The 25,402-nt window shown below is 65.5% G+C and carries 21 protein-coding genes; 9 read left to right on the plus strand and 12 right to left on the minus strand.

The genetic code is table 11. The features are described 5' to 3' along the window. Position 1 precedes the first annotated feature (1 nt). Positions 2-649, plus strand: a complete 648-nt coding sequence (locus tag BWR19_14430) for a hypothetical protein (GenBank protein ID APX95043.1) — start codon at positions 2-4, stop codon at positions 647-649. Positions 650-657: 8 nt separating this feature from the next. Here the strand turns inward: BWR19_14430 and BWR19_14435 are convergent, their stop codons facing one another. From BWR19_14435 to BWR19_14485, 11 genes are all read right to left on the minus strand, one after another. After that, on the minus strand, positions 658-1,128 hold the full coding sequence (locus BWR19_14435; GenBank protein APX94033.1) for a hypothetical protein: 471 nt from the start codon (positions 1,126-1,128) through the stop codon (positions 658-660). A gap of 231 nt (positions 1,129-1,359) precedes the next feature. Next, positions 1,360-2,028, minus strand: coding sequence for a haloacid dehalogenase, type II (locus BWR19_14440; GenBank protein ID APX94034.1), 669 nt, complete (start codon positions 2,026-2,028; stop codon positions 1,360-1,362). A 142-nt stretch (positions 2,029-2,170) separates the two neighbouring features. Beyond that, entirely contained in the window at positions 2,171-3,574 is a 1,404-nt protein-coding gene (locus BWR19_14445) for a hypothetical protein (GenBank protein ID APX94035.1), read from the minus strand. A gap of 257 nt (positions 3,575-3,831) precedes the next feature. Beyond that, the gene (locus tag BWR19_14450) at positions 3,832-5,313 is read right to left on the minus strand and encodes an NAD-dependent succinate-semialdehyde dehydrogenase (protein APX94036.1); all 1,482 of its coding nucleotides are present in this window, start codon (positions 5,311-5,313) and stop codon (positions 3,832-3,834) included. A gap of 191 nt (positions 5,314-5,504) precedes the next feature. Continuing rightward, on the minus strand, positions 5,505-8,288 hold the full coding sequence (locus tag BWR19_14455; GenBank protein APX94037.1) for an ornithine decarboxylase: 2,784 nt from the start codon (positions 8,286-8,288) through the stop codon (positions 5,505-5,507). Continuing rightward, on the minus strand, positions 8,281-9,309 hold the full coding sequence (locus BWR19_14460; protein ID APX94038.1) for a hypothetical protein: 1,029 nt from the start codon (positions 9,307-9,309) through the stop codon (positions 8,281-8,283). The genes BWR19_14455 and BWR19_14460 overlap by 8 nt, the downstream gene beginning before the upstream one ends. Positions 9,310-9,314: 5 nt before the next feature. After that, the gene (locus tag BWR19_14465; GenBank protein ID APX94039.1) at positions 9,315-10,781 is read right to left on the minus strand and encodes a biotin carboxylase; all 1,467 of its coding nucleotides are present in this window, start codon (positions 10,779-10,781) and stop codon (positions 9,315-9,317) included. A 180-nt stretch (positions 10,782-10,961) separates the two neighbouring features. Next, positions 10,962-11,837: a carbon-nitrogen hydrolase family protein gene (locus BWR19_14470; protein ID APX94040.1), complete on the minus strand. Its 876-nt coding sequence runs from the start codon at positions 11,835-11,837 to the stop codon at positions 10,962-10,964. Between the two features lie 182 nt (positions 11,838-12,019). Further along, entirely contained in the window at positions 12,020-12,490 is a 471-nt protein-coding gene (locus BWR19_14475; GenBank protein APX94041.1) for an AsnC family transcriptional regulator, read from the minus strand. A gap of 23 nt (positions 12,491-12,513) precedes the next feature. Then, positions 12,514-13,527: an N-alpha-acetyl diaminobutyric acid deacetylase DoeB gene (locus tag BWR19_14480; GenBank protein APX94042.1), complete on the minus strand. Its 1,014-nt coding sequence runs from the start codon at positions 13,525-13,527 to the stop codon at positions 12,514-12,516. Between the two features lie 216 nt (positions 13,528-13,743). Then, complete coding sequence (locus BWR19_14485) at positions 13,744-14,943, minus strand: ectoine hydrolase DoeA (GenBank protein ID APX95044.1); 1,200 nt, start codon at positions 14,941-14,943, stop codon at positions 13,744-13,746. A 330-nt stretch (positions 14,944-15,273) separates the two neighbouring features. On the opposite strand from BWR19_14485, the gene BWR19_14490 reads away from it, so the two are divergent. From BWR19_14490 to BWR19_14510, 5 genes are all read left to right on the plus strand, one after another. Next, complete coding sequence (locus tag BWR19_14490) at positions 15,274-16,200, plus strand: glyoxylate/hydroxypyruvate reductase A (GenBank protein ID APX94043.1); 927 nt, start codon at positions 15,274-15,276, stop codon at positions 16,198-16,200. Positions 16,201-16,275: 75 nt separating this feature from the next. Beyond that, positions 16,276-16,842, plus strand: coding sequence for a nicotinamidase (locus tag BWR19_14495; protein ID APX94044.1), 567 nt, complete (start codon positions 16,276-16,278; stop codon positions 16,840-16,842). Beyond that, positions 16,839-18,188, plus strand: a complete 1,350-nt coding sequence (locus tag BWR19_14500) for a nicotinate phosphoribosyltransferase (protein ID APX94045.1) — start codon at positions 16,839-16,841, stop codon at positions 18,186-18,188. Before BWR19_14495 ends, BWR19_14500 begins: the two co-directional genes overlap by 4 nt. Positions 18,189-18,338: 150 nt before the next feature. Then, positions 18,339-19,016 carry a hypothetical protein gene (locus BWR19_14505; protein APX94046.1) on the plus strand — a complete coding sequence of 226 codons (678 nt, stop codon included), beginning with the start codon at positions 18,339-18,341 and terminating at the stop codon, positions 19,014-19,016. 138 nt (positions 19,017-19,154) lie between these two features. After that, entirely contained in the window at positions 19,155-20,081 is a 927-nt protein-coding gene (locus BWR19_14510) for a hypothetical protein (protein APX94047.1), read from the plus strand. Positions 20,082-20,168: 87 nt separating this feature from the next. Here the strand turns inward: BWR19_14510 and BWR19_14515 are convergent, their stop codons facing one another. Continuing rightward, positions 20,169-21,653: a porin gene (locus BWR19_14515; protein APX94048.1), complete on the minus strand. Its 1,485-nt coding sequence runs from the start codon at positions 21,651-21,653 to the stop codon at positions 20,169-20,171. A gap of 475 nt (positions 21,654-22,128) precedes the next feature. Here BWR19_14515 and BWR19_14520 point away from each other — a divergent pair, with 475 nt between their 5' ends. The 3 genes from BWR19_14520 to BWR19_14530 are packed head-to-tail and all read left to right on the plus strand — an operon-like array spanning position 22,129 to position 25,235. Continuing rightward, a complete protein-coding gene (locus BWR19_14520; GenBank protein APX94049.1) occupies positions 22,129-23,400 on the plus strand; it encodes an ABC transporter substrate-binding protein in 1,272 nt (423 codons plus the stop codon). A 15-nt stretch (positions 23,401-23,415) separates the two neighbouring features. Continuing rightward, entirely contained in the window at positions 23,416-24,396 is a 981-nt protein-coding gene (locus tag BWR19_14525; GenBank protein APX94050.1) for an ABC transporter permease, read from the plus strand. Then, entirely contained in the window at positions 24,393-25,235 is an 843-nt protein-coding gene (locus BWR19_14530) for a sugar ABC transporter permease (GenBank protein ID APX94051.1), read from the plus strand. Before BWR19_14525 ends, BWR19_14530 begins: the two co-directional genes overlap by 4 nt. The last annotated feature ends 167 nt before the right edge of the window (positions 25,236-25,402 follow it).

Genomic DNA, 25,402 nt, shown 5'->3' on the forward strand with positions numbered 1-25,402 from the left:
CATGTCCTGCAATTTTCCGCTGGCCATCCTGGCCAAGGCCCCCATCCCCGGCTTGGCCAAGACCCGGTTGATTCCGGCACTCGGCGCGAAAGGCGCCGCACTGCTCCACGAGCGCCTTCTACGCCACACCTTAGAGGTCGCACTGGCCTCCACCGCCGCCAAGTCCATCACTCTTTGGACAGCCCTCGATCACTGCCACCCCGTGTTCCAGGAGCTTGCCGATGATCATGGCATCATGCTGCGCCCTCAGCCGGAGGGGGATCTCGGGGTGCGCATCCATCGGGCGTTGCACGCCATGCCAGAACCGGGGCTGCTGATCGGCACGGATTGCCCCGTCATCACCCCTAGTCTCCTGGCGCATTGCCATCTGGCGCTGGATCAGGCCGACGTGGCGATGCTCCCCGCCGAAGACGGTGGCTATGGGCTGATCGGCATGCAGCGTGCCGATCCACGGCTATTCACCGGCATCGACTGGGGCAGCGCACGGGTGATGGCTCAGACGGCACGCAAGGCCGCCGCACTGGGGTATCGGCTGACCTGCTTGGAGACGATTTGGGACCTGGACCGCCCCGCCGACCTGACCAGGCTCTCGGCCTACCACCCACAGCTGCTGGCGGGGCTGGAAAATACCAACTCCGACGAGGATTGAAGGGAGTGTCAGTTGCCCAGCGCTTCGCTGGCCACCTCTGAGAGCACGTCGGCGACGTTGTCCAGCGGCAGCTCGCAGTCGTCGAGGCCGTGGCGCTCGGCCAGGTAGTGCGGGTCGTTCCACTCGATGTGCACCTGATCACCGTCCTGGCGAATTAGCATCTTCTGTGGCAGATCGAGCGCCACGCTGCCCTGGCACTGCATCATCGGCGTGCCGACCTCGGGATTGCCAAACAGAAACAGCCGGGTATCGGCCAGCTCGAGGTCGACATTGGCGGCGTTGGCGGCGTGGTCGACCATCTCGACCAGAGCCAGCTCGCGCTCGTCCAGCGCCTCGCGCAGGCGTGCCTCTACATCGTCGATATTGGCGCTACCGCTGAGCCGTTCGACGCCGTGTGGGGTGTCATCGGCATGCAACGGGCCGCTGACCAGGACTCCAACAGCCAGTGCAGCCGCCATGTACGCGGGATTTATGATCATTCTGTCTACCTCCATGTGGGTGAGCCCGGCCAGGCAAGCGTAGGCCGCCAACATGGGATGGTGAGACCCTAGGGAAGTTCATCGCACTCAGAGGGTGTTTACAAAACAGGCGAACGAAGGCAAGACGAGGCAAAAATTGACGAAATAGCGGAGTTTACGGGGTGTAAATGAGCATATTGAGTCAATTTTTAACGACGTATTGTCGAGTGCAGTCCTTTTGTAGACACCCTCTCAGAAGCGCTCGGCCAGGCTCAGCAAGTCGCTCACCGTCATGTCCGGCTCGCCGCCCCAGGGGTCGAACGGCGCCTCGCTGCCGCGCCGCACCCAGACCGCATGCAGGCCGGCGTGGCCGGCACCGATCACATCGAAGGCGTTGCTGGAGATCAGCCAGGTATCCGCGGCGCTGGCCTCGAGCCGGGTGCGCAGATGGGAGTAGACGGCGGGGTCGGGCTTGAAGCGCTTGATCTCGTCGACGCTGACGATATCGCTGAAGTGCTGGTCGATGCCGGCCTGGCGCAGCAGGCCGTCCACCGCCTCGCGGGTGCCGTTGGAGAAGGCCACGCAGCGGATGCCGCGGCGGCTCAGCTGCTCCAGCGCCTCGGGCACCTCCGCGAACGCCGGCAGCCGACCGTAGACGGCCATCAGATGCTCCTTGGCGGTCTCCGAGAGATGAGTCCCCAGCGCACGATCGGTGTACTCCAGCGCCTCCTGTGTGCATACCGAGAACTCGGCATAGGCGCCCATCAGGCCACGCCGAAAGCTGTACTCGAGCTGCTTGTCGCGCCAGCGCCGCGAAAACTCAGCGGCGCGGGCCTCGCCCAGCAGCTCCTCCAGCTCGGCGACTACGCCGTGGGTGTCGATCAGGGTGCCGTAGACGTCGAAGGCGAGTAGCGTTGCCATGCCGTGCATCTCCTTTCCAGGCAATCGGTGAGGTCGTGTTGATAGCTTGGCTCAGCGGCACCGCCCCCTCAACTCACGAAGGCACAAAGCGTAACGCCCCCACTTCTGTGAGAAGCGGGGGCGCAGGCAAGCCTGACGTGGCTTACTTGAGGTCTTCGTTGTTGGCCAGCTCGTCGAGCACCCGATCCACCGCCCGCCGGGCGCGGGCGACGATCTCGTCGACCTCGGCGCGGGTGGTGACCAGCGGCGGCGCAAAGCCGAGGATATCACCCTGTGGCATGGCCCGGGCGATCAGGTTCTCGTCCATGGCCGCCGCGGCGATGCGCGGGCCGACCTTGAGGCCGGGGTCGAAGGAGACGCGCTTGGCCGGGTCCGGCGAGAACTCGAGGGCCGCCAGCATGCCCACGCCGCGTACGTTGCCGACGATGGGGTGATCGCCGAACGCCTTGGCCATGGCCTGCTGCAGGTAGCCGCCGGTCTCGGCGGCGTTCTGGGTCAGCCCCTCACGCTCGATGATCTCGAGATTGGCCAGGCCCGCGGCACAGCCCAGGGCGTGGCCGGAGTAGGTCCAACCGTGGCCGATGGGGCCGAACTCACCGGTGCCCTGCTCCAGCACCTGCCATACGCGGTCGCCGACGATCACCCCGGAGAGCGGCTGGTAGGCGCTGGTAAGGCCCTTGGCGACGGTGATCAGGTCGGGCTTGATGCCATAGAAGTGGCTGCCGAAGTCGGTCCCGATACGCCCGAAGCCGCATACCACCTCGTCGGCGATCAGCAGCACGTCGTACTTGGCCAGCACGGTCTGGATCGCCTCCCAATAGCCCTCCGGCGGCGGCACGATGCCACCGGTGCCGAGCACCGGCTCGCCGATGAAGGCGGCCACGGTCTCCGGGCCTTCGGCGAGGATCATCTTCTCGAGCTGGGTGGCGCAGTAGTGCGAGAACTCGCGCTCGCTCATGCCCGCCTGTTCGGCACTGCGCTGGTAGTAGAACGGTGCCTCGGTGTGGCGAATGGTCTCGATGGGCAGGTCGAAGTGGTCGTGGAACGCCTTGAGCCCGGTCAGCGAGCCGGAGGCGATGCCCGAGCCGTGGTAACCGCGCATGCGCGAGATCACCTTCTTCTTCGCCGGGCGGCCCAGCACATTGTTGTAGTAGCGCACGATCTTGAGCTGGGTCTCGTTGGCATCCGAGCCGGACATGCCGTAGTAGACCTTGGACATGCCAGGGCCAGCCAGCTCGAGGATCTTCTCGGATAGCTGGATCTGCGGCTCGTTAGAGTGCCCGACGTAGGTGTGGTAGTAGGAGAGCTCCAGCGCCTGGCGGTAGATTGCCTCGGCCACCTCGGTGCGACCGTAGCCGATATTGACGCAGTAGAGCCCGGCGAAACCGTCGATGAACTCGCGGCCGTCCTTGTCGACGATATGAATGCCCTTGCCGCCGCTGATCACCCGGCCCGGCGCGTCGCCGTGGGCGAAGTCACGCAGGTGGGTGGAGGCGTGAAAGGTGACCTTGCGGTCGCGGTCGATCAATTCCTTGTGCAGGCTCATCGCTGTTCTCTCTTGGCAGATCCCCGTTCATTCGGGGCGTTCGTATTTTTGCTAACGTTTGAAGAGCCGCCATGCGCCCTCTCACGATGCCCAAGGACGAAACCCTGAGGCTGCGCTTGCGGCCTGCGCGTCGAATCGGAACAAGGTCCCTCTTGCCGATTCTCGATCGACATCCCTGTCGATCGCCGCGCGCCGCTGCACTTGCCCCAGCGTCCTTGGAAATATCGCTCGATTGCCCATCACGGCCCTTGTTGTCGCTAGCTCCCTGATACAGATCCCAGGGCACCCAGGCAGTAGTACTTGGTCTCCAGGTACTCATCGATACCGGTGATGCCGCCTTCGCGGCCCAGGCCCGACTGCTTGACGCCGCCGAACGGCACCGGCGGGCCGGTCATCTTCACCGAATTGACGCTGACCATGCCGAACTCCAGAGCGCGCAGCAGCTTCCAGATGCGGCGGATGTCGTGGGTATAGACGTAGGCCGCCAGGCCGTACTCGGTGTCGTTGGCCATCTCGATGACCTGGTCGTCGTCGGCATAGGCGGTAATCCCCGCCACCGGCGCGAAGTTCTCCTCGCGCCACACCTGCATCTGCGGTGTCACCCCGGTGAGCAGCACCGGCATGAAGAAGTTGGGACCCGGCGCCTGGCTCTGGTCGCCGGCGACCAGGGTCGCACCGCGGGACAGGGCGTCGTCGACGATGCTCGCGGCCTTGTCCACCGCCTGGCCGTGAATCAGCGGGCCGAGGTCGACCTCGCTGTGCAGCCCATTGCCGACGGTCAGCGCCGCCATGCGCTCGGCAAAGTGCTCGACGAACGCATCGTGGATCGATTCGTGGACCAGGATGCGATTGGCCGCCAGGCAGTCCTGCCCCGCCGTCTGGAACTTGGCGGCCACCGCCGCCAGCGCGGCTTCCTTGGGGTCCATGTCGGGGCCGACGATAAACGGCGCGTTGCCACCCAGCTCCAGCGACACCCGCTTGACGGTGCCGGCACACTGCTCGAGCAGCAGCCGCCCAACGCGGGTCGACCCGGTGAAGGACAGCGCCTTGACCCGCTCCTCGGCGCACAGGATCTTTGAGACTTCGGGCGGGTCGCCGAGCACCACGTTGAAGACTCCGGCAGGAATGCTGGCGCGCTCGGCCAGCTCGGCCAGCGCCAGCGCCGTGAACGGCGTCTCATTGGCCGGCTTGACGATCACCGGGCAGCCGGCGGCCAGGGCCGCCGCAGCCTTGCGGGTGATCATCGCCAGCGGGAAGTTCCACGGCGTGATCAGCGCGGCGATGCCCACCGGCTCCTTGAGCGTGCCGAGTGCGGCGTTGGGAATATGGCTGGGAATGGTCTCGCCGAAGGTGCGCTTGCCCTCCTCGGCGAACCAGCGCACGAAGCTCGCGCCGTACTCGACCTCGCCGCGGGCATCCGGCATCGGCTTGCCCTGCTCCAGGCTCATCAGCGTCGCCAGGTCCTCGCGATGGGCCTGCAGCAGGTCGTACCAGGCCAGCAGGCGCTCGCAGCGCTCGTCGGCGCGCAGCGCGCGCCAGTGGACGAAGGCCGCCTCGGCGGCATCCACCGCACCGCGGATCTGGTCGGCCTCGAGCAGCGGGATGTGGCCCAGCACCTCGCCGGTGGCGGGGTCGGTCACCGCCTCGTCGCGGCCACCGTCACCGTAGGTCCACTTGCCGTCGATATAGGCATGCTGACGAAACAGGCGTGGATCTTCGAGCTTGATGGACTGGGTCATGGGACACCTCCCCCTGTCGCGCCGGCACGTGCTGATCACGCGCCCGGCATTGGCAAAACGTGTCGCGAGCGGCCGGGGCCGCTCGCTGCATGCCTACAGGGTACCGCCCCGGCGGCGGCGAGACTTTTCGTTCGCCGCCGCGGGAGATGCGGTTTTTTTTGTCTCAGCCCGGGGAAAACCAGAATTTTCTGTCAGTCACACCCCTGCTCGGTATCCGCCAGCGCCGCCTCGGTGAACACGATCAACCCAAGCTCCGGGCGATAGCCGTGGATCTCCTTGACGTCGAGGGCCTGCAGGAAGCGCAGGATCTCGGCGCTGATCACCTGCCCGGGTACCAGCACCGGGAAGCCCGGCGGATAGGGAATCACGAAGCTCGCCGAGACCACCTCGCGACCGGCCTGCATCTCGGCCTGCAGCGCACCGTTGTCGAACCGCAGGTACTCGGTGTTCTCCTCGTCGTAGCTGAGGAAGTAGGCGCGACGGATATCCCCTTCGGGACTGTCGACCAAGGGCCGGAAGGCCGTATGGAAGCGGCTGAAGTCGGGCAGCGGCGGCAGCTCCTGGGTCAGCGACTTGATCTGGTGCTCGATGATCTTGCGCTCGGGCCGGCTGCTATCTTCCCAGCGCCGGTCGAAGGACTTGGCCAGCTTGATCAGCACGTCGAGCAGGTAGGCGATGGAGCCGCGGGTAGTGCCGATATTGGTCATGAACAGCACGGTATTGCGCGAGGTCTTGTTGATCTGAATACCGAACTTGTTCATCAGGTACTCGTTCTTGAACGCATCGCCGTCGATCCCGGTCTTGCCGATCGCCATGGTGATACGGCTGGGGTCGACGACGAACTCATCGTGGGCCCAGGCCTCCTCCATCTTGTTCCAGCCGGTGTTGGGATCGTAGAAGGTGTCGACGCCGGACTGGCGGTACTCCAGCGGGATCATGTCACTGTTCTTGAGCACCTCGAAGTACTTGAGCAGCAGCGGGTTGGTGTAAAGCTGCTCGCGCAGCGACAGCGCCGTCTCGACCTGGGCATGCACCAGCTCGAAGCCCTCCATCTCGGCCTGCATGCGCCCCACGTCCAGGGACGCCACGATCTGGTAGTTGGGTGAGGTCGAGGTGTGGGTCATGTAGGCCTCGTGGAACGGCCCCTCGACTTTCTGCCGGAAGTCCTGGTCGTGAACATGGATCATCGAGCCCTGGCGCAGTGAGGTCAGGGTCTTGTGGGTCGAGTGGGTAGCATAGGCACGCACTCGCACCTCGTCCGGGTCGGGCAGCAGGCGTTGCTCGAGCCAGGTAGCGTCATCCTCCGGATCGCACTGATCGAACTCGGCCTTCCAGGCGGCGTACTCCTCGCGGTAGGCGTCGCTGCGGTAGCGGTCGAGCAGGGTGCGCGCCGCGTGCATGGCGGTGCGCGGCCGATAGGTGGGGTTGAAGGTGGCAAAAGCGAACCACGCCTCGTCCCACAGGAATACCAGGTCGGGCTTGATCGCCAGGCACTCCTCCATTACCCGGCGCACGTTGTAGACCACGCCGTCGAAGGTGCAGTTGGTGAGCAGCAGCATCTTGACCTTGTGCAGCTGGCCCGAGCGCTTGAGCGCCAGCAGCGTCTTCTTGATCTCCTTGAGCGGCACCGCGCCGTACATCGAGTAGTCGTTGAGCGGGTAGGAGTCGAGGTAGGCGACGTGGGCGCCGGCCAGCACCATGCCGTAGTGGTGCGACTTGTGGCAGTCGCGGTCGATCAGCACGATGTCGCGGGGCTTGACCAGCGCCTGGACCACGATCTTGTTGGCGGTGGAGGTGCCGTTGGTGACGAAGAAGCTCTGCCGCGCCCCGAAGGCACGCGCGGCATACTCCTGGGCTTTCTTGATCGGCCCGTAGGGCTGCAGCAACGAGTCGAGCCCGCCGGAGGTCGCCGAGGTCTCGGCGAGGAAGATATTGATGCCGTAGAAGTCGATCATCTGGCCCGCCCAGTGCGAGCGGGTCACCGACTTGCCCCGCGAGATGGGCATGGCGTGGAAGACCCCGGTGGGCTTCTTGCTGTACTCGCGCAGGGCATCGAAGAACGGCGTGCGGTAGCGGTCATCGATGGCACGCAGGATGGTGTGATGCTGTTCGATGTAGTCGGTCTCGCGGTAGAAGATCCGGTTGAAGTGGCGGATATCCTGGCTGGCGGTGGCCTCGACGTCGCCGCTGGTGACCAGGAACTGGTCGATCTCCGGGCGGATCTCGCGAATCATCGAGCTGAGCAGGATGCTGCGCTCGGCCTCGGATTTGCTCTCCAGCTCACTCTCCGACAGCCCCTCCAGATAGTTGCGCAGGGCGCTGAGGTTGTACTTCGACTTGTAGGGGAACTCGTAGCGGATCAAGCAGGCCTGGATATTGGGATTGACCAGGATCGCGATCAGGGCATCCTCGAAGCTGCGTACCGTAACCACGTCGTAGACGAAGCGGTCTTCGGGGCGGCGCAGGTTGTGGAAGGCCTCGCGCACCACCTCCTCTTCCTGCACCGACATGGCGTCGACGATCAGCAGCTCGAAGTAGGGCTGCGACGAACTGTTGGAGGCCGGATGACCCCGGCGCAGCTGAGCCAGGGCGTCGAGCGCCTCGAGATCCTCGGCGCCTGCGTCGGATTCGCTGAGATCGACGTTACGGCGGCGGTAGGACTCGCTGATCAGTGCCCGCACCAGGCGCTTGACCACTTTCTCCAGCAGTGAATACTCCTCGCGGTCGAACAGCGACCAGAGATGGCGAAAATCCTCCTTGGACGGGAAGGCGTGATAGTCCTCGATGATCTCCAGGCGAGTGAGCTTGACGTCGACCGCCTTGACCAGCTTGCGCACCTGAGCCTCATCGCTGAGACGCACCAGCTTGCCCAGGTCGCGCTTGAGAGCATTCCAGGTGTCGGCCCGCAGCTGCGAGATCTTGTGGTAGAAGCCCAGCGCTGTGTACGGAGTATCCGACTCGGTTATCTCACTCATTGTAATGTCCCGTCCTGTTGCCCTCAGCCGCCCGCTGCGTGCGGCTGCCGTAGTGGATCGTCAACTGCTGCTCCCGCGGGTCGGCAAACGACATCGCCAGCGTCGCCCCGGGCCAGAAGAAGCTGGCCCGCCCCTCCTCCGGGTGGTAGACCGCGGTATAGATAGTGCCCAGGCCGCGCCGATAGTCGCGGCGAAACAGCGGCGGCGCGAAGAATGCCGACACCAGGCGCTGTTCGGTGGTGGCCTCGTCGGCGACCAGGATCGACAGCTGGCGCTCGCGGATTAGCGTCTCCGAGGCCAGCGCGTGGGCGTACCACTCGATCTTCTTCTGGTGGTTGGTGGCCACCGGTATGCGTCGGATCGAGGCCGGGCGGTCCGGCGAGATCATCGCCGTGACGTAGCGCCCGCGGGCATCGCTGACGGTGATGTTGTAGGCCATGTGGGTGGGCACCCGGGCCAGCACCTCCACCGCCTCGGGGGTGGTCTCGCAGAACTCGAGGATATAGCGCAGGATGATCGGCGCGCCGAAGCCGTCGCCCACGGTGGTGCGCCCGCCAAACGCCAGCGACACCGTCAAGCCCTGCTCGTTGATGCCGTCGAGCACGCCCCACAGGCAGTCGCTCATGGCAATCACCCGGCGACCGTTCCAGCAGCTGGCGAGGATGGTGCCCTCGCACAGCTCAGGCGGGTAGTCGTAGTTGCGCACCAGCAGGTTGGCATGGGCGTTGGCCAGCACCGCCTGGGAGCAGCCGGTGATATAGGCCGGCGGCCGATACAGGCTGAGCATGCGCGACGCCAGGTCGCCGCCGCCGGCCAGCTCGCAGAGCCGCTCGTAGGTCGGCAGCAGTTCCGGCATGTGCCGGCTGAGCGCGTTGTAGCAGGCCAGGTAGCCGGGGCGCTCGCGCTCCGTCTCCGACAGATACCAGCGCTCATAGGCCGGCCAGTGGTGGTCAAACAGCGCCTGCCACTTAGCGCCAGGCTGCGCTTCCGCGACGCTGCGAAACTCGAGCTGCTTGTTCATGGCACCTACAGAATCTTGAAGTTGCCGCCGCCGATGGCGTGGCTGACGGCGACCTCCTCGACCACCGGGTCCTGCAGCGCCTGACCGGCAAACTGCCCGCGTATGCCCTCGATCCAGGCCTTGGCGCGCTCGTTGAGCTGGAAATCGTCGTCCATCAGCCGGCCACGGGTGATCAGGATGCCCAGGTCGGCGCCCTCGTAGCGGAAATCACCGACACCGCTGATACGCACGAAGAAGGCTTCCTGCTCGCTCTCCGCGGCGTGGGGATGATAGCTGTAGTGGTCGTAGTCGATACTGCCGTCGGCGGCCATCTTCCAGACCCCTGACTGTGGCGCCTGGGTCAACAGGTCGATGCTCTCGTCGGTGTGCTTGATGACCAGCTGGCTCCAGCTGTCGATGCTGTCGGGATGCGCCCAGCGCTCGTTGATCTCGGCGATGTCGATATCGAACTCGACGTCGGAGAATTCCAGCAGGTGGAACAGGAACAGCGGCACGTCGGAGTGGGCAAAGGCGGCCACGTTGGTCAGCGAGCTGGCCCCGGTGACCCGCGGGTTGAGCTCGCCGAGGAAGACTTCTTCGGTGTCCATGTCGATCAGGAAGTCGAGCTCGAAGTAGCCGCGATAGCCCTCGTCGCGCAGTGCCTCGCCGAACTTGAAGGTGTACTCGCGAGCCTTGTCGCGCACTTCCTGGCTGAAGGCACCGGCGAACATCTCGTTGCCGCACCAGCCACCCTTGTAGGGAGTCAGGGTCTTGAAGCCCACCAGCTCGGTCATCAGCGGCCCCACTACGGTGCCGCAGCGGGTGGTACAGGCCTCGATGGCCGACCCGCGGCAGTTGATGCGCTTCATGATCTTGACCTCGGGCTCGGCCTCGATCTCTTCGGCGTACTTATAGTACTCGTCCTCATTGGAGACGAAGAAGGTGGTGTGCCCGGAGTCGCCGTAGGCGGACTGGATCACCAGGTCCTGGGTGCCCAGCTCGGCGCTGACCTCCTGCAGATGCGCATAGCTGTCGACCTTGGCCAGCACGTTGGGCACGCTGGGCACGCCGACCTTGTTGCCAATGCGCACGGTCTCGATCTTGTTGTCCATGCGCGAGCGCAGCTCTGCAGGCGGGAAAGCGACCTTGAGGCCGAGCTGCTCGCACACCTCTTCGGTGTGCTCGTCGAACATCAGGAAGGTCGCGGTGCCTTCGCCGCCGCGGGTCTTGAGGAAGTCGATGACTTCCTTGTGCTCGAGCAGGTAGTTGTTGATGTCCTCGATGCTCTCGAAATCCCGGGGAAACTTCTCCTTGGGCACGAAGACGTTCTTCTGGCGTCCGTCGAAACAATCGATGTAGTTGATATGACGAAAGTTGCCCACCCAGTCGCCGATACCCAGCAGATTGAAGTTGGTCGCCGAGACGAAATAGATCGGTGTCTTATTATTGTGAAAATAGCGACGAACATCGGAAATGCTTGTGATCTTGTTCATTTCTCTTGCTCCTTGGCGAGGTCCTGCCCGATGGATGGTCTGGGACGACTCGGCCGCGGCAGGCGGCGAGTCCTGGCGGCCGTCCCCCGGAGCGGACAGCTGCATGAACAGTTGACGCAGCTGGTAGATGATCCTGTTCAACATCGCGAGGCTCTCCCTAGTGCTGCGCCAGCGGCGCGATCAAATATCGTGATGGCCATTATCGGGCCGGCGCGGCTTGACCAGTGGCCCGAGCGTGTCGAGGTACGGTGTCGGCGCGTTCTCGCTGCGGTAGACGCCGAAGTCGACGCTGCGATCGCGGAAGCTCTTGAGCGGCTGGCCGAGACAGCGCAGACCCACTTCGCGCTCGCGGCGTACCCGGTTGAGGTCGATCTCCACCGGGATGATCTCCTCGCCAGTGCCGGACTGGTGAATCACGTCACCGGCCGGGCCGACCACGATCGAGCGGCCGTTGCCCATCGCTCCGGTACCGTTGATGTCGAAGAAGTAGCACTGATTGATCGCCGCATTGGTGCGCGCAATGGAGAGTTCGATATCGCGGTCGATGGTGTCGGTCATGGTCGGGTGCAGTATCACTTCGGCGCCCATCGCCGCCAGGGTGCGGGTGGTTTCGGGGAACCACATGTCGTAGCAGATCGACACCCCGAAGCGGCCTACCTGAGGCACGTCGAAGACCACGAACTCGCTGCCGCCCTCGACGCCCTCCTCGAAGGGCCGGAACGGAAACATCTTGCGGTAGCGCGCCACTACCTGCCCCTGAGGGTTGATCACGCTGAGGGTGTTGTAGACCTTGTCGCCCTCGCGCTCGAACATCGAGCCGGGAATCAGCCAGATGCGATGCTCCTCGGCCAACTGGCAGAACATCGCCTCCATGTTGCTGGGCATCGGCTCGGCGTGGTGGGTGGAGGCACCGTTGGCCACCAGCTCGCTGAATAGCACCATCTGCACGTTGGGAAAGCGCGCCATCAGCAGGTTGATGCGATGGCGCATGGCATCGGTGTTGTCACCGTGGTGCAGGGCATGCAGTTGTACCCCGGCAATCGTGAAATAGGACATGCTGTTCCTCTCGAATGGCGAACGCCTAGAAAAAAATGACATCGTGGGGGACTTCCCCTGCAAGGCGGTATCGCCACAACCCGCTTACCAAATCAGCTTATGCCAAATTCAGCAGACGTGTAACCAACGTTAACGGCTTGACAGGAGGAAAACACGCGGTACGTATGGCGAAACGCCAGGCCTCAGCGGCTATCTAATTGAATTTGAGGGGCTTGTTGCTTGACCGTCTTGGTCACGATGTAGGTGAAGTAGCGCTCGATTCCCACCTCAGAGACCAACCAGGCGTCAATTAGGCGTTGATAAGCATCGATGGAATCGGCCTCGACCTTAAGCAAATAGTCTACGCCACCGCCTACCGCCACGCACTCGCTGACCTCGGGCGTGGCATGGACCAGCGCCTCGAAACGCTGGAAGCTCTCGGCGTTGTGGGCCTTGAGCTCGACCTGCACCCACACCGGCGTGCGCTTGACCAGTACGTTGGCATTGATGCGCGCCGAATAGCCCTCGATGATGCCGGCCTTCTCGAGTCGTTTGACGCGCTCCCAGCAGGGGCTGACCGAGAGGTTGATGGACTCGGCCAGCTTCGACTTGGTGATGCGCCCATCCTGGGCCAGGATCTCGAGGATCTTCAGATCGTAGCGGTCGAGCTTCATGCGTTTTCCAGTGTGTGGGAGCCTCAGCCGAGCGAGTCGACGACATCGGCGATCACCGCGATGGTATCACCCATATTGACCAGCGACGGATGACGCCGCGCCGCCAGTACGCCGCTGCGGCTGGCGCGGTACTCCACCGGCGCCGCACCGCTGCGCGTCATGTCGTAGACTCGGGCTACCACCGCGCCCTCCTCGACCTTCTCACCCAGCGCAAAACAGAGCTCCAGCACGCCGGCGTGCTGGCTCTGCACATAGCAGCTGGCGTCGGGCATATCGAGGAAGACCTGCGGCTCGGCGGGCATCTCCACCTCGCCCGCCAGCAGGCCGTAGTGGATCAGGAAGTTGCGCACGCCGCGCTCGGTGATGGCCATGCTCTCGGGGGTCGAGGTCCCGCCGCCGCCGAGCTCGGTGGCGACGAAGATCTTGCCCTGGCGCTCCACCGCGGTATCGAAGAGTGCCGCGGCATCGAGTTCGAACATCATCATCGCGTAGGGCGCGCCGAAAGCCTTGGCGCCTTCCAGGGCGCGGCGCTGCTGCTCGGGGTCGTCGAGCACGTGGGAGGCGCCGAACGGGATGATATCCAGGGTGCGCCCGCCGGAGTGCAGGTCTAGCACCACGTCACACATCGGCGTCATCACCCGGGTGAAGTAGTCGGCGATCTTCTCGGTGACGCTGCCGTCGGGGTCGCCGGGAAAGCTGCGGTTGAGGTTGCCGCCGTCGAGCCCCGAAGTGCGCTTGCCGGCCATCACCGCCGGGGTGTTCATGCACGGCACGATGATCACCCGGCCGCTGACGTCCTCGGCGCGCAGGCTGCTCGACAGCTTGAGCAGCGAGGTGATGCCCTCGTACTCGTCGCCGTGGTTGCCGCCGGTGAGCAGTGCGGTGGGACCGGCGCCGTTCTTGACCACGGTGACCGGGATCATCACCGCACCCCAGGCGGAGTCGTCCACCGAGATAGGCAGCTTGAGGAAACCGTGCTGAACGCCGTCGGCATCGAAGTCGACGGTAGCGCTGATCGGGCTAGGGCGCTTGGCCATAGGGTACTCTCCTTGTGCTTGTACGGATTGCCGCGGTGCAATACTCGAGGCTGCTCCTGCGGCAGTCCCCAGCGCTCGGAGCTGATCCGGCGACAGGCCTGCGAGGGGGCGCTGTAAACCCTTCCCTGGGCGCTTCCTACGCCATCCATGGCGTAGAACCCCCTCTACGACCTATCGCCGGCGCTCCTCGCTATGCGTTGTTGCTTCATCTCGGGGTCAGCGGACGAAGAGCTGGCGCGGGAAGTCGGCCAGGGTTTCGCAGCCGGTCTCGGTGATCAGGATACTCTCGGTGATCTCCAGGCCCCACTCGTCCTCCCACAGGCCGGGCATGAAGTGAAAGGTCATGCCTGGCTTCAGGATAGTCTCGTCCGAGGGGCGCAGGCTCATGGTGCGCTCGCCCCAGTCCGGCGGGTAGGAGATGCCGATCGGGTAGCCGCAGCGGGCGCCGCCGCGGTCGAAGCCATACTTGTCCATCGCCGCGCCCAGCGCCATGGCGATATCCGCGGTGCGGTTACCGGGCTTGGCCACCGCCAGGCCGTTCTCGATGCCCTCGAGCAGCGCCGACTCGGCGCGCACGAAGTCCCTGGGCGGCTTGCCGAGAAATACGGTGCGCGACAGCGGCGCATGGTAGCGCTTGAACACGCCGGCAATCTCGAAAAAGGTGCCTTCGCCCTCGCGGAACGGCGTGTCGTCCCAGGTCAGATGCGGCGCGGCGGCGTCCTTGCCAGTGGGCAGCATCGGCACGATGGCGGGGTAGTCACCGCCGTACACCTTGCCGTGCTCATCGACCCAGCCCTCGATGCCGACGCGATAGATCTCCGAGACCAGCTTGCTCTTGGGCAGGCCCGGCTCGATCACCTCGAGAATCCGCGAGTGCATGCCCTCGACGATCTTGCCGGCGACGCGCATGTAGGCGATCTCCTGGGGCGACTTGATGGCGCGACACCAGTTGACCAGCGCATTGGCGTCCATGAAGCGCGCATGGGGCAGCTCGCGCAGCAGGCTCTGGTAGGCCTTGGCCGAGAAGTAGTAGTTGTCCATCTCCATGCCCACCACGCCCCGATGCCAGCCGCGGTCAGGCATGATCGACTGGGCCAGGTAGTCCATGGGATGCATGTCCGGATTCTGCACGTAGTAATCCGGGTAGTAGGTGATGTTGGACGGGTCGATCCAGCAGGTGCGCAGCGCCCCGTTGGCGTCCATGCGCCGGCCGTACCACACCGGCTCGCCTTCCAGCCCCAGCAGCACGCACTGATGAACATAGAACGACCAGCCGTCATAGCCGGTGAGCCAGGCCATGTTGGAGGGGTCGCTGATGATCAGCACATCGATGCCGCGATTGGCCATCTCCGCCCGTACCTTCCATAGGCGGCTGGCATACTCTTCACGAGTGAAAGGCAGGGTTACCTGAGTCATGTGGCCACTCGCCATTACCGAAAATCACCAAAACCGGCTCTTTCCCCTCGGAAAAGGCCGAGCCTGCGCATCAACCAGCTTGCACTACCTGCGTCGGAACCCGCGGTTCGAGCACTGTTGGCAAGACCATCGGTGACCGCGGCGAGGGCTCCCTGCCAGCGGGCACGATATTGGAGGGGGGTCGCGCCCCATCAACGTCCTGGCGACGATACTAGCACCATCGCCAAGCCCGCCGTCAAAGGCTTTATTGCCCGATCCACCCCGGCGACTTTACTCCACGCCCCGCGCAGGCCGATGATGCATTACGGACACCATCACCGAGGAGACATCATGCGAATTCTGGTGCATATCGACGATGCCGCCGGCTGGCAGGCAGCCCTGCAGGAGCGACTCCCCGACGCCGAGGTTTTCACCAGCGACCAGGCGGTCGACGACATCGACTACCTGGCGGTCTGGAAGCCGCCCGCCGAGCTGCTCGAGCGCCACGCCGAGGCCCGCGGCATCATCAACCTGGGCGCCGGCGTCGATGCCCTGCTGAGCAACCCGGGGCTACCGGACGACACCCCCATCGTCAAGCTGCGCGATGCCGGCATGGGCGAACTGATTGCCGACTACTGCCTCTACGGCCTGCTGCATGTACAGCGCGACTTCGACCGCTATCGCGACCAGCAGCAGCGCGCCGAGTGGCGCGAGCACCAGGTAATCGACAAGGGCGACTGGCCGGTGGGCGTTCTTGGGCTGGGCGCCATCGGCCGCCATGTCGCCGAGCGCATCGCCGCGGCAGGCTTTCCGGTTCACGGCTGGAGCCGCTCACCCAAGTCCCTCGACGAGATCCACTGCCACCACGGCGAAGAGGGCCTCTTCGACCTGCTGGGCCAGGTACGCACGCTGATCACCCTGCTGCCCAACACCCCCGAGACCCATCATCTGATCAACGCCGAGACCCTGGCCGCCCTGCCCGATGGCGCCAGCCTGATCAACCCCGGCCGCGGCACCCTGATCGACGAGCATGCGCTGCTCGAGGCGCTAGGTGATGCCGAGCACGAGGGTCGTCTGCGCAGCGCCCTGCTCGACGCCTTCCCCGAGGAGCCGCTGGCCGCCGACAGCCCGCTGTGGCAGCACCCGCGACTGCTAATCACCCCGCACATGGCCGGCCCCACGCCGCTCGGCGCGGCCCTCGACCAGGTAGTGGAAACCCTCGAGGCCTGGCATGCCGGGCGCGAGGTGCCGACCATCGACCGCAGCGCCGGCTACTGAGCGGCGCCAGGTTTCAACGCGGCGCCGGGGAACGCTAGGCTGTAAGCAATCAGGCCCGATAGGGAGAGGCAAACGATGACCATGCACATCGATTACGGCCCCGGCGACGCCCTGCTGGTGGTCGATATGCAGAATGACTTCTGCGAGGGTGGCGCCCTGGCCGTGGCCGGCGGCCGCGGCCTGATTCCCGGCATCAACGCCGAGATCGCCGCCGCCAGCGCGGCGGGCGCCCTGGTGATCGCCTCCCGCGACTGGCACCCGGTCGACCACGCCAGCTTCATCCATCGCGGCGGAAGCTGGCCGCCGCACTGCGTTCAGGACACCCACGGCGCGGCCTTCCATCCCGACCTGGCACTGCCCGGCGACGCCCTGCGGGTGAGCAAGGCCACCGCCTTCGACGCCGACGCCTACTCGGCCTTCGACGCCACCGGCCTGGCCGGCTACCTGCACGAACGCAATATCACTCGGGTGGTGATCTGCGGCCTGGCGCTGGACGTCTGCGTTCGCGCCACGGCCCTCGACGCGCGCCATGCCGGCTTCGCCGCCCTGCTGCTGGCGCCGCTCAGCGCCGCCGTAGACCCCGGCGCGGCGGGCGACTGCCTGGCCGAGCTCGAGCGCGCCGGGGTCGAGGTGCGCCAATGAGCGCGGCCCCGCCCCTGCAGGTCGCCGACGATGACCTGGCGCTACTCACCGACCTCTACCAGTTGACCATGCTCCAGGCTTACTGGAAGGAGGGCCTGCGCGAGCGCGCCACCTTCAGCCTCTATTTCCGCCAGCTGCCCGACACGCGCCGCTTCATGCTCGCCTGCGGCCAGCAGCATGCCGCCGCCGTGGCCAGCCGGCTGCACTTCCAACCGCACCACCGCGAGCGCCTGGCCGCGACTGGCCAGTTCGAGGCCGAGTTCCTCGCCTGGCTCGGCGAGTGGCGCTTCAGCGGCGATATCTGGGCGCTGCCCGAGGGCACGCCGGTGTTTCCCAACCAGCCGCTGCTCGAGGTCGAGGCGCCAATCGCCGAGGCCCAGCTGCTCGAGAGCCTGCTCATGAACCTGGTGCAGCTCGAGACCCTGCTGGCGTCGAAGGCGGTGCGCCTGGTACTGGCCGCCGACGGCCGGCCTGTGGTCGACTTCGGCATGCGCCGCATGCACGGCGTCGATGCCGCCGTGCGCGGCGTGCGTGCCTACCGCAGCGCCGGCCTGGCCGGTACCAGTAATGTGCTCGGCGGGCTGCGCCACGACCTGCCGCTGCGCGGCACCATGGCGCACAGCTATATCCTCGCCCACGACCACGAGCGCGAGGCGTTCCGCGCCTTCCTGCGCCACTACCCCGGCACCACCCTGCTGGTGGATACCTATGACACCCTGGACGGCGTGCGCGACCTGATCGCGCTGCTGGATGCCGAACCCGAGCTGCACCTGGGCGCCATCCGCCTCGACTCCGGCGACCTCGGTTCACTGGCCAAGACGTCGCGTCGCCTGCTCGACGACGCCGGCCACACCCGGGTCAAGATCGTTGCCAGCAGCGGCCTCGACGAGCACAAGATCGCCGCGCTGGTGGCCCAGGGCGCGCCCATCGACGTGTTCGGCGTCGGCACTCAGCTCGGGGTCTCCGCCGACGCGCCGGTGATCGATCTCTCCTACAAGCTGGTCGAATACGCCGGCACACCCCGCGCGAAGCGCTCGCCGGGCAAGCTCAACCTGCCCGGACGCAAGCAGGTCTATCGCCGGCTTGACGAACGCGGACAGCTGGCCGGCGACACCCTGGCCCTGCGCGACGAGGCGCCGCCGTCCGGCACCCCGCTGCTGGTGCCGCTGGTCGAGGGCGGGCGCCTGGATGCCGAGCAGATGGCCCTGGCCGAGCAGGCACCACCGCGGGGCGCCGAGACCCTGCAGCGCCTGCCGGCGTCACTGCGCATGCTGGAGGACGGCGAGTCCGGCTATCCGCTGTCGCTCTCCCCAGCGCTTGCCAGGCTGGCCGAACGCCACCGCTAGGCGTTGACGAAAACTGCCTGCGCTCGCCGGCTTTTCGTACAACGCCTAAGGCCCGCATCGCGCAAAGAATGCGCAACTCGCCCGGTAGCGGGAACCTCGCGCCGGGCCGGGGCTCTCAGGCATGTCGTTCACTGGCCCAGGGAGTCCCAGGTGTCGATCATCCGTACACTGCTGATCGCCGCGCTGCTGGTCGGCGCCAGCACCAGCGCCGCCGCACAGGGCATGGCCGAGCCCACGCCGTTCACCGCCCACTACCAGCTGCAGATCAGCGGCTGGCCCAACGCCCGCGTCGAGCACCGCCTCAGCCAGCACGGCGAGCAGTGGCAGAGCGACATGCGCGCCGCCATCGCCGTGGCCCGCGGCACCGAGCGCAGCCGTTTTCGCGTCAACGCCGACGGTGTGCGGCCCAGCGCCTATTCCAGCGGCTATTCGCTGCTCGGCATCGGCGGCGACTACCGCCTCGGCAGCGAGGAGCTGAGTGCGCTGCCCGACCGCCAGGCGGCGCTGTTCGACCTGTCGCGGCGCAGCGCGGCGTCAGGCAGCTGTGAAGGTCAGGAGGCGACGCCCTGCGAACTGCGCTTCGTCGACCACAAGGGCGAGGAGGAGACGCTGCTCTACCGGGTGGTGGCCCGCGACCCGGTGGAGAGCCCCGCTGGCACCTTCGACGCGGTCAGCGTCGAGACCTGGGACCCGGAGACCCCCGAGCGCCAGCTGGTGTTCGACTTCCATCCCGAACTCCCCGGCCTGCTGCTCGGCGTCGACTACCACCGCGACGGCGAGCGCCGCAGTCGGCTGACGCTGAGTGCCCTCGAGACCGCCACCCGCTAAGCATCGATGCCGCTAATGCAGTATCAGCGAAATTGGCTTCCCTGGCGTCCAGGCAATCCGTAAAGTAGCCCCCGGCAGCCATACTGGCTGCCTTTTTGTTGACCTACCCGCCCCCCCTGTCGACTCACAAGGAACGCCATGTTCACCGGCCTGCTGATCGTCCTCCTGCCGCTGCTGCTGGGCTACCTGGTACCGGTGCGCCACGCCGGCGCCATGGCGCTGATCAATCGCGGGGTCAACGCGTCGGTCTATCTAATCCTGCTGCTGATGGGCATCAGCCTGGCCGGACTCGACAACCTCGCCGGGCAGCTGTCGCAAATGGGCGTTCAGGCCGGCCTGCTGTTCAGCATTACCGCCGCCACCAACCTGCTCGGCCTGCTGTGGCTATCACGCCGGCTGCGGCTGCGCGTCGGCGACTCGCCGGTGGTGGCCAATGCGCCGACCAGCAAGCTCACCGCGATGTTCGGCTCGCTGGCGCTGGTCGGGGTGGTCATGGCCGGGGTGCTGATCGGGCTGCTGCTCGGCTGGCTGGTCGGTGAACCGGCCTACGCCTGGGCCGAGCGGCTCGCCGAATGGGCGCTGTATGCGCTGCTGGCGCTGATCGGCTGCCAGCTGCGCAACTCCGGCATGTCGCTCAAGCAGATCCTGCTCAACCGCTTCGGCCTGGCGATCGCCGCCACCGTTGCCGCCTGCTCGCTGCTCGCCGGGCTACTCGCCGCGCCGCTGCTGGGGCTGAGCTGGAACCAGGGGCTGGCGATGGCCTCGGGGTTCGGCTGGTACTCGCTGTCGGCAATCCTGATCGGCGACCAGCTGGGTCCGCTGCTCGGCGGCGTGGCCTTCTTCAACGACCTGGCCCGCGAGCTGCTGGCCTTCGTGCTGATCCCGCTGCTGATCCACCGCGCCACGCCGCTGGCCATCGGCTACGGCGGCGCCACCTCGATGGACTTCACCCTGCCGGTGATCCAGCAGCACGGCGGCGTGGCCTGCGTGCCCATCGCCGTGGTCAGCGGCTTCATCCTGTCGCTGCTGTCGCCGCCGCTGATCCTGTTCTTTCTATCGCTGTAGGTGGAGGTATCTGACGCAAAGACAAAGAGCCCGCGTCGAGAGACGCGGGCAAGGATCGAAACGGCTAGCGAGGGGGACGCGCTACCCTCAGAACCACACCTCGGTCTGCACGCCGAAGCTCCACTGACCTCCGGTGAAGCCCTCTTCGCCGAAGCTGCCACCGAAGTTGTTGAGGTCCTCGTCCCAGTCGGTATAGGACGCGAACAGACGAATCTCGGGGCGCTGCCAGAAGCCCCCCACCTGGGGCTTGAAGGTGGGCGCCACGGTGAGCTTGCCGAAGTCGCCCTTCACGGCGTTGCCGCCCTCCCCCTGGTCGAGGTCCATGTACTGGTAGCTGGCCTCGTACTGCATCTCGAAGTTCTCGGTCAGTTCGTTGGCCAGGCGCACGTTGAGGCCCGCCCAGTTGAACTCATCGCCCTGGACATAGCGATCCTTGCTGGTCTCGGCGAGCAGCGAGGGCGCCACGCGCCAGGTCGGCGCCAGGTAGGTGGTGCCATAGAGGCCCAGGCGGGTGGCCTGGGCGTCATCGGTGAGGTTGCCGTCGGCACCCAACACCTTGGCCTCGGCGCCCAGGCCCTGGCCGTGGATCAGGGCCGCCTTGAAGTTGCCCTCACTCAGGCCGAAGAAGCTGTCGCCGTGGTACGCCACCATGCTATGAAAGCCGCTGTCGGCGGCGGTCTGGCCGGCGGCGATGTCGCGCTCGTCGTTATCCGCCGCGGAGAGGCCGCTGACCATGAACTGCCAGTTACCGACGTAGTTGTTGGACGTCAGGATCAGGCTGTCGGTGCTACCCGGATCTTCGCTGCCGATGATCTCGAAATCGCTGAAGCTGCGGCCGTAGAGCGACATGTTAGAGGTCCAGTTGTCGGCCAGCTGCATGTCGTAGATCCCCGCCCCGGTGCCGGCCAGGAAGACGACGTCGCTGTCGATCCAGTGAATGTCGAAATTGTCACGGTCGAAGCGCTTGCCGGCCCAGATCGAGGCGTTCTCGAACACCCCGGTGAAGCTCGGCAGATCGCTGAATTCGGCGAAGACCTGGCGCACGTTGAGGTTCGACTCGTCGGCGGTCCAGTCGTTGCTGGTGCTCACCGAGTCGGCCAGCATCATACGGTAGAGGGCCCGGGCGCCGTTGTCGTAGCGCGTACGGTAATTGAAGATGCCCTCGACATAGGTGTCTCCCTCGTTGCCTAGACGGCCCACGGCACCGCCCAAGGACCCGGCGGGCGTCACATAGGGCCCACCCGGGATGCTCTTACGATCCTCGCCGAGCAGCAGCCCGGAGCGCGCATAGGCACCGAACGAGAACCCTTCCTCGCCGCTGGCCTGGCGTTCGACGCTGGCCAGGCGTTCCTCCACCGCATCGCTGGAGAGGGGCTCCTCGGCCTGGGCCTCGGCAACCTCGGCGCGCTGCTCGGCGGCATCGGCACGCTGCTCGGCGGCGGCGATGCGCGCCTCGAGGTCAGCCAGACGCTGGTCGAGATCGCTCGACTGGGCACTGGCGGTACTGGCCAGGGCCATGCCGGACGCGGTGATTGCGATGGCGAGCGGTGTCTTGAAAATCGCGGAATTCATCGTCGTCTACTTCCCTTTTGTTGTGCTTGGTGGTGCGCCGCGGGGGATGCTTGCCGCTTCCCGGTATCGCGACATGGCCTCTTCGCTGGTCACCTCGCGGGCATCGGGGCCCTGCGGGACGTGACATCGAGCAAATCTGTATCGATTAAGTCCCGTGACACAGGTTTGCCCTTGGAATGCGAAGAGCACGAGCAGAACTTAATCGTTTAAGCCGCTTCCCTCAACGCCAATCGGTGCAACTGCGACCAATGTCTAGCGACGGACACTCCTCCAAGTCATCGCCAGCCCTTCGAGCAGTTTGACGCGTGGCACGCCAACGCCAACTGCGACGACCTGGGCCTTGTCCTAGACAAAAGTCTTGGTTGAAAGAGTGGCCACCGGTGGTCTTTACTTAGCAGCGCTAACTTAATCGTTTAAGATTATCCTTCAGCACCACCTCATATAACAATTCACAGCACCCCCCGAGGATTCGAGCATGTTCAAAACGCCTCTCATCACTACCATCGCCCTGGCCACCGCCGCCCTGACCCATGCAGGCCATGCTCAGGCCGCCGATCTGACCATCTCCTGCGGCGCGGTAGGCGCCGAGCTCACGCTGTGCCAGGAGGGCGTCAGTGCCTGGGAAGAAAAGACCGGTCACCGGGTCGACGTGGTCTCCACCCCCAACTCATCCACCGAGCGGCTGTCGCTCTATCAGCAGATCCTGTCCGCCAACTCCAGCGATATCGACATCATGCAGATCGACGTGGTGTGGCCCGGGCTACTCGCCAACCACCTGCTAGACCTGCATGAAGTACTCGGCAGCGACGCCGCAGAGGGTCACTTCGAGGCCATCGTCACCAACAACACCATCGACGAGCGCCTGGTCGCCATGCCCTGGTTCACCGATGCGGGGGTGCTGTACTACCGCGCCGACCTGCTGGAAAAGCACGGCTTCGAGGTTCCCGAGACCTGGGTGGAGCTCACCGAGACCGCCCGTCACATCAAGGCAGCCGAACGCGACGCCGGCAACGATCGCATGCATGGCTTCGTCTTTCAGGGCCGTGCCTATGAGGGCCTGACCGTCAATGCCCTGGAGTGGGTGGCCAGCCACGGCGGCGGCAGCCTGGTGGAGAGCGACGGCGAGATCAGCATCAATAACCCGCTGGCCGCCGAGGCCCTCGAGCTGGCCGCCAGCTGGGTCGGCGACATCGCGCCCAGCGGCGTCCTCAACTACACCGAGGAGGAGGCCCGGGGGGTCTTCCAGGGCGGCAATGCGGTGTTCATGCGCAACTGGCCCTACGCCTGGGCACTGGCCCAAAGCGACGACAGCGACGTGCGCGGCAAGGTCGGGGTGACCCAACTCCCCCATGGCGATCAAGGACACAGCGCCGGCGGCCTGGGCGGTTGGAACCTGGCGGTGTCCCGCTACAGTGACAACCCCGAACTCGCCGCCGAACTGGTGGCCTTCCTGACCGGGCACGACGAGCAGAAGCGCCGCGCCATCGAGGCCTCCTATAACCCCACCCTGGATGCCCTCTACCAGGATAACGAGGTACTCGACGCGGTGCCCTTCTTCGGCGAGCTCTACGACACCGTCGTCAACGCCGTGGCGCGCCCCTCGGCGCCTACCGGCGACGCTTACGGCCGGGTCAGCAACGCCTTCTTCAGCGCCACCCACGACGTGCTCTCCGGCGACAAGGATGGTGCCACGGCGGTCGCGGACCTCGAGCGCGAACTGTCTCGCATCAAGCGCCGCAACTGGTAACCCGGGAGCTCTCCCATGACAACGACCACCGATCACGGCGCGCCGACCACGGCGCGCCTCACGGCCAAGGCCTACCGTAGTACCAAGGTGCGCCGCCAGCGCGTACGCGCCGCCTGGACCTTTCTCGCGCCGATGCTGGTGGCCCTGGCCCTGGTGGCCGGCTGGCCGCTGCTGCGCACGTTCTACTTCAGCTTTACCGACGCCTCGCTGTCGGACCTGAGCCTGGCAACCTTCATCGGCATCGAGAACTACCTGATCTACGAGGAGGGCCGTTGGTACGGCGTGCTTGCCGATCCGATCTGGTGGCGAGCAGTGTGGAATACCTTCTATTTCGCCATCGTCTCGGTGTCGTTGGAGGTGGTGTTCGGGGTGATCGTCGCGCTGATCCTCAATGCCGAGTTCAAGGGACGCACCCTGGTGCGCGCCGCGGTGCTGATCCCCTGGGCCATTCCCACCATCGTCTCGGCACAGATGTGGGCGTGGATGCTCAACGACCAGTTCGGCATCATCAACGACCTCCTGATGGCACTGGGCATCATCGGCGACCCCATCGCCTGGACCGCCGACGCCTCCTACTCCATGTGGGCGGTGATCATGGTCGATGTGTGGAAAACCACGCCGTTCGTCGCCCTGCTGGCGCTGGCCGCCATGCAGATGCTGCCCAAGGACTGCTATGAGGCCGCCGAGGTCGACGGTATCCACCCGGTGAGAGTGTTCTTCAAGGTGACCCTGCCGCTGATCACTCCCGCCCTGATGGTCGCGGTGATCTTCCGCCTGCTCGACGCCCTGCGCGTGTTCGACGTCATCTATGTACTGACCTCAAATTCCACCAGCACCATGTCGATGTCGATCTACGCCCGCCAGCAGCTGGTCGAGTTCCAGGACGTGGGCTACGGCAGCGCCGCCTCGACCCTGCTGTTCCTGATCATCGCCCTGGCCACCGTGGCCTATCTCTACCTGGGCCGTCGACAACTCAACCTGGGAGGTGACGCATGACGGTGCGCCAATTCAACAAACTCGCCACCCGCATCGGCTTCTGGGCCCTGGTGGCCTTGATCGTGGTGGTCGCGGTGTTCCCCTTCTATTACGCGGTGATCACCTCCTTCAAGCCGTCCAGCGACCTGTTCCGGGTCGAGCTATGGCCGTCCACCTGGAGCCTGGCCAACTATGTCCAGGTGTTCACTCAGCGCAGTTTCCTGCAGGCGATCTTCAACTCCATCCTGATCGCCACCAGCGTAGTGTTCATCGCCCTGCTGCTCGGCGTCACCGCCTCCTACGCCCTGGGCCGGGTGCGCTTTCGCGGCCGCTCCACGGTGCTGCTGGTGATCCTCGGCGTATCGATGTTCCCCCAGGTGGCGGTGCTCTCCGGCCTGTTCGAGGTGATCCGTGCGCTCAACCTCTACAACAACCCGGCCGGGCTGATCCTCAGCTACACCATCTTCACCCTGCCGTTCACCGTCTGGGTGCTGACCACCTTCATGAAGCAGCTGCCCATGGAGCTCGAGGAGGCCGCGATCATGGACGGCGCCACGCCCTGGATCACCATCACCAAGGTGTTCCTGCCGCTGATGTGGCCGGCCATGGCCACCACCGGGCTGTTGGCGTTCATTGCCGCCTGGAACGAGTTCCTGTTCGCGCTGACCTTCACCCTCACCGACAGCCAGCGCACCGTGCCGGTGGCCATCGCCCTGCTCTCCGGCGGCAGCGCCTACGAGCTGCCCTGGGGCCCGATCATGGCCGCCTCGGTGGTGGTCACCGTGCCGCTGGTGGTGCTGGTGATCATCTTCCAGCGCCGCATCGTCTCCGGCCTTACCGCCGGCGCCGTCAAGGGCTAACTCCATCATCACCATCGGGCCCGAGCCTCTGAGGGACGCCGAGGGCAGGTCGAAGCGAAGGTCTTTTGCCATGGATGGCAAAAGTAGCGCCCAGGGAAGGGTTTACAGCGCCTTCGCGCAGGCCTGCCGTCGGATCAGTCCCGGTGTCGGGAAACTGATAGCGACCT

The sequence above is a fragment of the Halomonas sp. 1513 genome (genome assembly GCA_001971685.1).
Classification (GTDB): Bacteria; Pseudomonadota; Gammaproteobacteria; order Pseudomonadales; family Halomonadaceae; genus Franzmannia.

What these genes read in the sequence shown, in the direction of transcription:
- BWR19_14430 (APX95043.1), top strand. Translation starts at nt 2, where the DNA reads ATGTCCTGCAATTTTCCGCTGGCCATCCTGGCCAAGGCCCCCATCCCC.
- BWR19_14435 (APX94033.1), bottom strand. Translation starts at nt 1,128, where the DNA reads ATGATCATAAATCCCGCGTACATGGCGGCTGCACTGGCTGTTGGAGTC.
- BWR19_14440 (APX94034.1), bottom strand. Translation starts at nt 2,028, where the DNA reads ATGGCAACGCTACTCGCCTTCGACGTCTACGGCACCCTGATCGACACC.
- BWR19_14445 (APX94035.1), bottom strand. Translation starts at nt 3,574, where the DNA reads ATGAGCCTGCACAAGGAATTGATCGACCGCGACCGCAAGGTCACCTTT.
- BWR19_14450 (APX94036.1), bottom strand. Translation starts at nt 5,313, where the DNA reads ATGACCCAGTCCATCAAGCTCGAAGATCCACGCCTGTTTCGTCAGCAT.
- BWR19_14455 (APX94037.1), bottom strand. Translation starts at nt 8,288, where the DNA reads ATGAGTGAGATAACCGAGTCGGATACTCCGTACACAGCGCTGGGCTTC.
- BWR19_14460 (APX94038.1), bottom strand. Translation starts at nt 9,309, where the DNA reads ATGAACAAGCAGCTCGAGTTTCGCAGCGTCGCGGAAGCGCAGCCTGGC.
- BWR19_14465 (APX94039.1), bottom strand. Translation starts at nt 10,781, where the DNA reads ATGAACAAGATCACAAGCATTTCCGATGTTCGTCGCTATTTTCACAAT.
- BWR19_14470 (APX94040.1), bottom strand. Translation starts at nt 11,837, where the DNA reads ATGTCCTATTTCACGATTGCCGGGGTACAACTGCATGCCCTGCACCAC.
- BWR19_14475 (APX94041.1), bottom strand. Translation starts at nt 12,490, where the DNA reads ATGAAGCTCGACCGCTACGATCTGAAGATCCTCGAGATCCTGGCCCAG.
- BWR19_14480 (APX94042.1), bottom strand. Translation starts at nt 13,527, where the DNA reads ATGGCCAAGCGCCCTAGCCCGATCAGCGCTACCGTCGACTTCGATGCC.
- BWR19_14485 (APX95044.1), bottom strand. Translation starts at nt 14,943, where the DNA reads ATGACTCAGGTAACCCTGCCTTTCACTCGTGAAGAGTATGCCAGCCGC.
- BWR19_14490 (APX94043.1), top strand. Translation starts at nt 15,274, where the DNA reads ATGCGAATTCTGGTGCATATCGACGATGCCGCCGGCTGGCAGGCAGCC.
- BWR19_14495 (APX94044.1), top strand. Translation starts at nt 16,276, where the DNA reads ATGACCATGCACATCGATTACGGCCCCGGCGACGCCCTGCTGGTGGTC.
- BWR19_14500 (APX94045.1), top strand. Translation starts at nt 16,839, where the DNA reads ATGAGCGCGGCCCCGCCCCTGCAGGTCGCCGACGATGACCTGGCGCTA.
- BWR19_14510 (APX94047.1), top strand. Translation starts at nt 19,155, where the DNA reads ATGTTCACCGGCCTGCTGATCGTCCTCCTGCCGCTGCTGCTGGGCTAC.
- BWR19_14515 (APX94048.1), bottom strand. Translation starts at nt 21,653, where the DNA reads ATGAATTCCGCGATTTTCAAGACACCGCTCGCCATCGCAATCACCGCG.
- BWR19_14520 (APX94049.1), top strand. Translation starts at nt 22,129, where the DNA reads ATGTTCAAAACGCCTCTCATCACTACCATCGCCCTGGCCACCGCCGCC.
- BWR19_14525 (APX94050.1), top strand. Translation starts at nt 23,416, where the DNA reads ATGACAACGACCACCGATCACGGCGCGCCGACCACGGCGCGCCTCACG.
- BWR19_14530 (APX94051.1), top strand. Translation starts at nt 24,393, where the DNA reads ATGACGGTGCGCCAATTCAACAAACTCGCCACCCGCATCGGCTTCTGG.